The following is a 7,452-nucleotide window of genomic DNA, read 5'->3' on the forward strand; positions in this document are numbered from 1 at the left end:
GTGTCAAGGCGCCGCTTTGCCTGGTGCTGACGAGTTCTATGCTCGCCGCATGGTTGATGTTCTTCCCCTCGTCGAGGCCAGGTTGCGCACCGCGCTGGGCGAACCGGACGCGCGCGCGGCGGTCACCTTCCTCGGTACGGACCGCATCGAGGTGCTGCGGTTCCGCGACTCGGGCCAGGACGGGGACGTCGTCCGCTACGCCACCCTCGGGATGTCCGCGCACCCCATGGCGGACCCGACCGCCGTGCTCGCCGACCCGGTCCAGGGTCCCCGGGCCGAGCTGGTCCTCTCCGTCCGGGCCGGCCTCGCCGACACCGACAAGGTCCTGCGCCCGCTCGCCGTGCTCGGCGCGTCGCCGCAGGTCGAGGGCGTGGTCGTGGCCCCCGGTGCCTCGCTGGACGTCGGCGGACCGCTGTGGCCCGGCGCCCCGTTCACCTCGGTCCTGGTCGCCGAGCCGGGCGGCCTGGTGGAGGACCTGGAACTCGACGCGCCGCTGGACCCGGTCCGGTTCCTGCCGCTGCTGCCGATGACACCGAACGAGGCCGCCTGGAAGCGGGTGCACGGCGGCCAGGCGCTTCAGGAGCGCTGGCTCACGCACGGCACGGACCTGCGGGATCCCGCCCGCGGGGCCGTGCCGCTGGACTGACCGGAGCTAGTGACACAACTCACCAACGGCCGGTCGCCTCGCCTCAGTTGGCGAAGGCCGTCACGCCGTCCTCGGTGCGGTGCCTCGGCTCCAGCTCCTCCGCCTGGTGTGTCAGGGCCCGGCGCCGTACCAGAACCACGACCGCGCCCAGCACCGCGGTGACCGCCGCCACCACGAAGGGGATGTGGATGTCGGTCCACTCCTCGATCTTCGGCGCGAAGTACGGGGCCGCCGCCGCGGCGAACCAGCGCACGAAGTTGTAGCCCGCGCTCGCCACCGGACGCGGCGCGTCGGAGACGCCGAGGGCCAGTTCGGTGTAGACGGTGTTGTTCACGCCGATGAAGGCGCCGGACAGGATCGTGCAGACGACGGCCGCGGTGTGGTTGCCGTAGCCGAGGACGAGCACGTCCGCCGCGAGCAGGACCAGCGAGCCGCCGAGCACCTTCAGCGAGCCGAACCGCCGCTGCGTGCGCGGGGCCACCAGCACCGAGAAGACGGCGAGCAGCACACCCCAGGCGAAGAACACCGCACCGGACTTGTACGGCGTCATGTTCAGCACGAACGGGGTGAAGGCCAGCACGGTGAAGAACGTGTAGTTGTAGAAGAACGCCGAGATCGCGGCCGAGGCGAGGCCACCGTGGCCGAGCGCCCTGAGGGGGTCGAGGAGCGAGGTCCGGCGGGCCGGCCGCGGCTGCTCCTTCAGGAACAGCGTGATGCACAGGAAGCCGACCGCCATCAGGAACGCGGTGCCGAAGAAGGGGTAGCGCCAGCTCGCGTCGCCCAGCAGCGCGCCCAGCAGCGGGCCGCAGGCCATGCCGAGGCCGAGGGCGGACTCGTAGAGCAGGATCGCCGCGGCGCTGCCGCCCGCCGCCGCCCCGACGATGACGGCGAGCGCGGTGGAGACGAAGAGCGCGTTGCCCAGGCCCCAGCCGGCCCGGTAACCGACGAGCTGGCCGACGGTGTCGGAGGTGCCGGCCAGGCCCGCGAAGACCACCACGAAGGCGAGGCCGAGCAGCAGGGTCTTCTTGCCGCCGATGCGGCTGGAGACGAAGCCGGTCACCAGCATCGCGAGCGCGGTGATCAGGAAGTACGAGGTGAAGAGCAGGGAGACCTGGCTCGCGTTCGCGTGCAGGCCGGTGGCGATGGACGGCAGGATCGGGTCGACGAGACCGATGCCCATGAAGGCGACCACGGACGCGCCCGCGGTCGCCCACACCGCCTTGGGCTGACGCAGGATGCTGCCCGCCCCCGCATCGAGGGAATCCATGCTGGCTCCGTTGTCGAGAAGGTTGGTGTTTACATACATTAAGTTAGGTCTGCTAATTAATGCAAGCTACATCTAGTTTCCCCTGGTCGGGTGGCGCGACCGGCCGGTTCCCTCCGGATGGGTGATCGTCCTTGACGTGGCGGAGACGGGGTAGGACCGTGGGGCGCTATGAGGGGCGAACCCAGTTGCCCGAAGTGTGGTGGCCGGGTCAGGGCTCCCGGTCTCTTCGCCGATTCCTGGCAGTGCGACGCGCACGGGATCGTGCATCCCGTGCAGCCCGTGATACCGCCGAGCGTCGAGGCCCTGGACGTCGTGGTGCACCGCACCCAGGTGCCGGTGTGGATGCCGTGGCCGCTGCCGGTGGGCTGGCTCTTCACGGGCGTGGCCTGCGCGGGTGACGACCGCACCGGTGGCCGTGCGACGGCGGTGGCCTGTTCGGGTCCCGGTCCGCTCGGCGGTGTGGGAGAGCTGATCCTGATCGCCGAGGAACTCGGCGTCGGCCTCGGCGCCCATTACGCCGGCATGGACGCCCCGGACCCCGGCCCCTACCTGGACGTCGAGAAACCGCCCCAGGCCAAGGTGCTCGCCGCCGGCCGCCCCACCCCGCTCTGGCTCGTCTCCGGCGCCCCGCCCGACCGCGCGGTCTTCGCGGGTGAGGCGCTCGGCATGTGGCTGTGGGCCGTCGCGTGGCCCGAGCAGGCGGGGCTGCTGATGTACGACGAACTGGTCCTCACCGATCTGCGGGACGCCGGCGCGGAGGTCGAGCTGGTGCCCTGCGGGGCGCTGTCGCCGCGGTTGCTGGAACCGTAGAGGGCCGCGGGTCTTCGGGCGAGGGTGCGGGCGGGCGTGCGCGCGGGGGTGTGCTCCGGTGGATGCGCGCGGGCGTGCGGGCGGTCCTGTGGGTACGCGCGGGAGCTGCGGGCGGCCCCCTGTGTGTAGGGGGTGCCACGAGGTAGCGGGTGTGACAGGGGAGGCCGGGCGTCCGGTTATCCTTGGGCGTCCCCTTCCGTCCCGTCACCGCCTGGAGTCAGCGTCGTGCGCATCGATCTGCACACCCACTCCACGGCGTCCGACGGTACGGACACCCCGGCCGAGCTGGTGCGAGGTGCCGCCGCGGCCGGTCTGGACGTCGTCGCGCTGACCGACCACGACACCACCCGAGGCCATGCCGAGGCCGTCGCCGCGCTGCCCGAGGGGCTCACGCTGGTGACCGGTGCCGAGTTGTCCTGCCGTGTCGACGGCGTCAGCATGCACATGCTCGCCTACCTCTTCGACCCGGAGGAGCCGGCCCTGCTCGCCGAGCGGGAACTGGTCCGCGACGACCGCGTGCCCCGCGCCAAGGGCATGGTCGCCAGGCTCAACGAACTGGGCGTGCCGGTCACCTGGGAGCAGGTCTCGCGGATCGCCGGCGACGGCTCGGTGGGCCGCCCGCACGTGGCCTCCGCCCTGGTCGAACTGGGTGTCGTGCCGACCGTGGGCGACGCCTTCACCGAGGACTGGCTCGCCGACGGCGGCCGGGTCTTCGTGGCCAAGCACGAGACCGACCCCTTCGAGGCCGTCCGGCTGATCAAGGGTGCCGGCGGGGTCGCGGTCTTCGCCCACCCGGCCGCCGCCAAGCGCGGTCGCACGGTTCCGGAGACGGTCATCGCCGAACTGGCCGCCGCCGGGCTCGACGGCATCGAGGTCGACCACATGGACCACGACCCCCGGACGAGGGCCCGGCTGCGCGGCCTCGCCGGCGAACTGGGCCTGCTGGTGACCGGGTCGAGCGACTACCACGGCAGCCGCAAGACCTGCGTACTGGGCGAGTACACGACCGACCCCGAGGTCTACGGGGAGATCACGCGGCGGGCGTTCGGGGCGTTCCCGGTGCCGGGGGCCGGTGGAGACGCCGTAGACGGCGGAGTCGGCGGGGCCGGCGGAGCGGCCGACGGGGCCGGCGGGGCCTGAGCGCCCCGGGTCCTCACGTCCGTTTCCCCCCTTACCTCCCCCTGACCCCTCCGCCTCGCTTCTCCCCACTCCTCTTCCGTCGCTCCCGCAAGTTCCGTTACTCCCGCAAGGCCAGTGGCTCACCCATGCTCGACGTCGCCGTCTTCGGCTCCCTCTTCCTGACCCTTTTTGTGATCATGGATCCCCCCGGGATCACACCGATCTTCCTCGCCCTGACCGCCGGCCGGCCGGCCAAGGTCCAGAAGCGGATGGCGTTCCAGGCCGTCTGCGTGGCCGGCGGTGTGATCACCGTGTTCGGCCTGCTCGGGCACCAGATCCTGAACTACCTGCACGTCTCCGTGCCCGCGCTGATGATCGCGGGCGGCCTGCTGCTCCTGCTGATCGCCCTCGACCTGCTCACCGGCAAGACGGACGAGCCGAAGCAGACGAAGGACGTCAACGTCGCGCTCGTCCCCCTGGGCATGCCCCTGCTCGCCGGACCCGGCGCGATCGTGTCGGTCATCCTGGCGGTGCAGAAGGCCGACGGCGTCACCGGCCAGGTATCGGTGTGGTCGGCGATCTTCGCCATACACGTGGTCCTCTGGCTGGTCATGCGGTACTCGCTGCTGATCATCCGCGTCATCAAGGACGGCGGCGTGGTCCTGGTGACCAGGCTCGCGGGCATGATGCTGTCCGCGATCGCCGTGCAGCAGATCATCAACGGGGTCACCCAGGTGATCCAAGGGGCTTGAGGGGTTCGAGGGGCTGGTGCCGGGGCCGGGGGAGGGCCGGTGGCCGGGGACAGACGTGACGGAGCCCCCGTACAGAGGGAACTGCGTACGGGGGCTCCGAAAAGTGGTGAAGATCCGCGTTACGAGGCCGAGGCGTCGGCTGGGCGGATCCACAGGCGCTGCCCAATGGCGGCGGCCTGCTGCACGATGCGGTTGACGGAGGCGGCGTCCACGACCGTCGTGTCCACGGGCGTGCCGTCGACGTCGTCGAGTCGCATGATTTCGAAGCGCATGGCTTCTCCCTTCGTCTGGTCATCCTCCTGAGGAGAACTACTGATGGGGTCGGTCCCGGGGGTCATCGGTGTTCCCGGTTCCACTGATCACAACGAGCTTCTCGTGATGAACATTCCCTACGCTAACGAAATTTTTCGCACAACTAATTACCAAGTAGTAAGTTGTCTGTTTCCTGCTTGGTACAAGACTGACCGGGACCGGTTGTGTTCGCAGCGTGACCGCCGGGACAATGGGTGGTGATGAACGACGACCTCGTGTCCCTGCACGCCCGTATCGATCGCACCAACGAGCTGCTCCAGCGCATGCTCGCCGAGGTGGCGAAGACGCCTTCCACCCACGCGATCTTCGTCGACGCGGGCTACCTCTACGCGGCGGCGGGTCGGCTGGTCGCCGGTACCGAGGACCGCCGCGCCTTCGACCTGGACGCCGAGGGGCTGATCGACGCGCTGATCGACAAGGCCCGTTTGCTCTTCGCCGACAGCCGCCTGCTGCGGGTCTACTGGTACGACGGCGCCCGGCGCCGTATCCACACCTCGGAGCAGCAGTCCATCGCCGAGCTGCCCGACGTCAAGGTCCGCCTCGGCAACCTCAACGCCAACAACCAGCAGAAGGGCGTCGACTCCCTGATCCGGTCCGACCTGGAGTCCCTCGCCCGGCACCGCGCGATCAGCGACGCGGCCCTGCTCGGCGGCGACGAGGACCTGGTCTCGGCGGTCGAGGCGGCCCAGGGCTACGGCGCCCGGGTCCACCTGTGGGGCGTGGAGGCCCCCGAAGGCCGCAACCAGGCCGACCCGCTGCTCTGGGAGGTCGACAGCCAGCGCACCTTCGAACTCGACTTCTTCAAGCCGTACGTCTCCCGGCGCTCGCTCCCCGCCTACGACGCGGCGGGCACCGCCCGGCCCAGCCGCGACGACGTCCGCTTCGTCGGCGCGCAGATCGCCGCGAAGTGGCTGGCGGCCCGTGGCCGGGAGGCGCTGGTGGAGCTGCTCCCCGGCCACCCCTACCTGCCGGGCTCGGTCGACCAGGACCTGCTGGTGGAGGCCGAGGGGCTGCTCCAGTACTCCCTGCGCGGCCAGGCGGACCTGCGACGGTCGCTGCGGGACGGGTTCTGGGAGCACGTGCAGACGCAGTATTAGCGGTACTGGGGGCCCGTGCGGACGCGGTATCAGCGAGGGCCGCCGACGGTGTCCCAGAAGTCGGCGAGGGCGGTGGCGGTCGGCAGCGGCCGGTCGGTGTTCGGGGAGTGCTCCGCCCCGGCGACGACGGTCCGGCGCGCGTCCAGCCGTACGGCCATGTCGTCGAGGAGGGGCACCGGCCAGGTGTCGTCGCGTGCGCCCGACAGGACGTGGAACGGCAGCGGCAGGGCGGCTAGTTCCGCGACGCGGTCCGGTTCCGTGCACAACTGCAAGCCGGTCGCGAGGAGCTGGGCCGGTTTTGTGTCCAGCCAGCGGCGCCGCAGCCGGGCCTCGTCGGCCAGGCCCTGAGCGGGGCCGCCGACCTCCTCGGGCGGACCCATGGCCTGCATCGCCTCCCAGACCGCGTCCATCGGCATCGCGGCGAGCGCGTCCCGCAGCAGCTTCACGCGCTGCTGCTGGGCGACCGAGATCTGTGCCGGACCCGAGGACATCAGGGTCAGGGAGCGGAAGGGTGAGTGGTCGATCAGGACGGCGGCCCGGGAGATCTGGCCGCCCAGGGAGTGGCCGAGGAGGTGCAGGGGGCTGCCGGGGGTGTGGGGGGTGTGGTGGGTGTGGGGAGTGCGGGAGGTGTGGGGGGCGCCCAGGGCGGCGGCCTGGGCGAGTACGTCCCGGGCGAGTTCCGGCTGGGCGTACGCGGTCTCGTCGTGCTCGGGGCCGGCGGACTCGTACTGGCCGCGCCCGTCCAGGGCGACGGTGCGGTAGCCGCGCGCGGCGAGCGGTTCGTGCAGCAGGGTGAAGTCCTCCTTGCTGCCCGTGAAACCGGGGAGCAGCAGGGCGATCCCCTTCGGTTCGACGCCTTCGGCCACGGGGGAGTCGACGGCGGCGAACTCGCCGCGCGCGGTCCGCAGCCGGTACGTGCGCGCGCCGGGGGGCGGGGTGAAGGCGATGTTCCTGCTCACGGGGCGAGGGTATCGGGCGCGGGCGGAGGGGGGCGGGGCGCGGGGTCCGTCGGAGAACGGCGTGCGCGGGCGCGCGGTGGGGCGGCCGGGCACGGGGGAGGGGGTGGAGGGGGGTGGAGGGGGGTGGAACGGCGTCGGGCCGGTCCCATGGTGCGGGACCGGGCCGACTACGCGGTGGCGGGAGATCAGCTCTCCGTCGACGCCGCGGATTCCGTGGACCCCCCCGTGGGCTGCGGCGCGGCGGCCGCGGTCTTACGGGTGCGGCGCGCCTTGGGCGGGGCCTCGGCCGTCGCTTCGGCCGCCGGGGCGGCGGTCTTGCGGGTGCGGCGGCGCGGTGCGGCGGCCTCCGGCTCCTGCGCGGTCTGGGCCGGGATCTCGGCGGTGGCCGTCTCCGCGACGGCCGTGGCCTTGCGGGTGCGGCGGGCCTTGGGCTTGGACTCGGCTGCCTCGGCGGTGGCGGCGGTTTCCGCGGGGGCGGTGGCCGTCGTCT

The 7,452-nt window shown here is 71.8% G+C and carries 8 protein-coding genes and 1 pseudogene; 5 read left to right on the forward strand and 4 right to left on the reverse strand.

Annotated elements, in window-relative coordinates:
* The first annotated feature begins 49 nt into the window (after positions 1-49).
* Positions 50-646 carry a suppressor of fused domain protein gene (locus ABEB00_RS01915; RefSeq protein WP_345617008.1) on the forward strand — a complete coding sequence of 199 codons (597 nt, stop codon included), beginning with the start codon at positions 50-52 and terminating at the stop codon, positions 644-646.
* Positions 647-689: 43 nt separating this feature from the next.
* Here the strand turns inward: ABEB00_RS01915 and ABEB00_RS01920 are convergent, their stop codons facing one another.
* Positions 690-1,913, reverse strand: coding sequence for an MFS transporter (locus ABEB00_RS01920; RefSeq protein ID WP_345617009.1), 1,224 nt, complete (start codon positions 1,911-1,913; stop codon positions 690-692).
* Positions 1,914-2,081: 168 nt separating this feature from the next.
* Between ABEB00_RS01920 and ABEB00_RS01925 the strand changes: the two genes are divergently transcribed.
* The 3 genes from ABEB00_RS01925 (at position 2,082) to ABEB00_RS01935 (ending at position 4,594) form a co-directional block, all read left to right on the forward strand.
* Positions 2,082-2,723, forward strand: coding sequence for a DUF6758 family protein (locus ABEB00_RS01925; protein ID WP_345617010.1), 642 nt, complete (start codon positions 2,082-2,084; stop codon positions 2,721-2,723).
* A gap of 225 nt (positions 2,724-2,948) precedes the next feature.
* Positions 2,949-3,863, forward strand: a complete 915-nt coding sequence (locus ABEB00_RS01930) for a PHP domain-containing protein (protein ID WP_345617011.1) — start codon at positions 2,949-2,951, stop codon at positions 3,861-3,863.
* A 125-nt stretch (positions 3,864-3,988) separates the two neighbouring features.
* Positions 3,989-4,594, forward strand: a complete 606-nt coding sequence (locus ABEB00_RS01935; RefSeq protein ID WP_345617012.1) for a MarC family protein — start codon at positions 3,989-3,991, stop codon at positions 4,592-4,594.
* Between the two features lie 119 nt (positions 4,595-4,713).
* Here ABEB00_RS01935 and ABEB00_RS01940 read toward each other — a convergent pair whose 3' ends face one another.
* On the reverse strand, positions 4,714-4,866 hold the full coding sequence (locus ABEB00_RS01940; RefSeq protein WP_345617013.1) for a hypothetical protein: 153 nt from the start codon (positions 4,864-4,866) through the stop codon (positions 4,714-4,716).
* Between the two features lie 240 nt (positions 4,867-5,106).
* Here ABEB00_RS01940 and ABEB00_RS01945 point away from each other — a divergent pair, with 240 nt between their 5' ends.
* Positions 5,107-6,003, forward strand: coding sequence for an NYN domain-containing protein (locus ABEB00_RS01945; RefSeq protein WP_345617014.1), 897 nt, complete (start codon positions 5,107-5,109; stop codon positions 6,001-6,003).
* A gap of 29 nt (positions 6,004-6,032) precedes the next feature.
* On the opposite strand, the gene ABEB00_RS01950 is transcribed toward ABEB00_RS01945, so the two are convergent.
* Positions 6,033-6,962, reverse strand: a complete 930-nt coding sequence (locus ABEB00_RS01950; RefSeq protein WP_345617015.1) for an alpha/beta fold hydrolase — start codon at positions 6,960-6,962, stop codon at positions 6,033-6,035.
* A 185-nt stretch (positions 6,963-7,147) separates the two neighbouring features.
* Positions 7,148-7,452, reverse strand: a pseudogene (locus ABEB00_RS01955) (DEAD/DEAH box helicase); the annotation flags it as partial.

Origin of the sequence: Streptomyces ziwulingensis, assembly GCF_039542605.1 — a bacterium.
GTDB lineage: Bacteria > Actinomycetota > Actinomycetes > Streptomycetales > Streptomycetaceae > Streptomyces > Streptomyces ziwulingensis.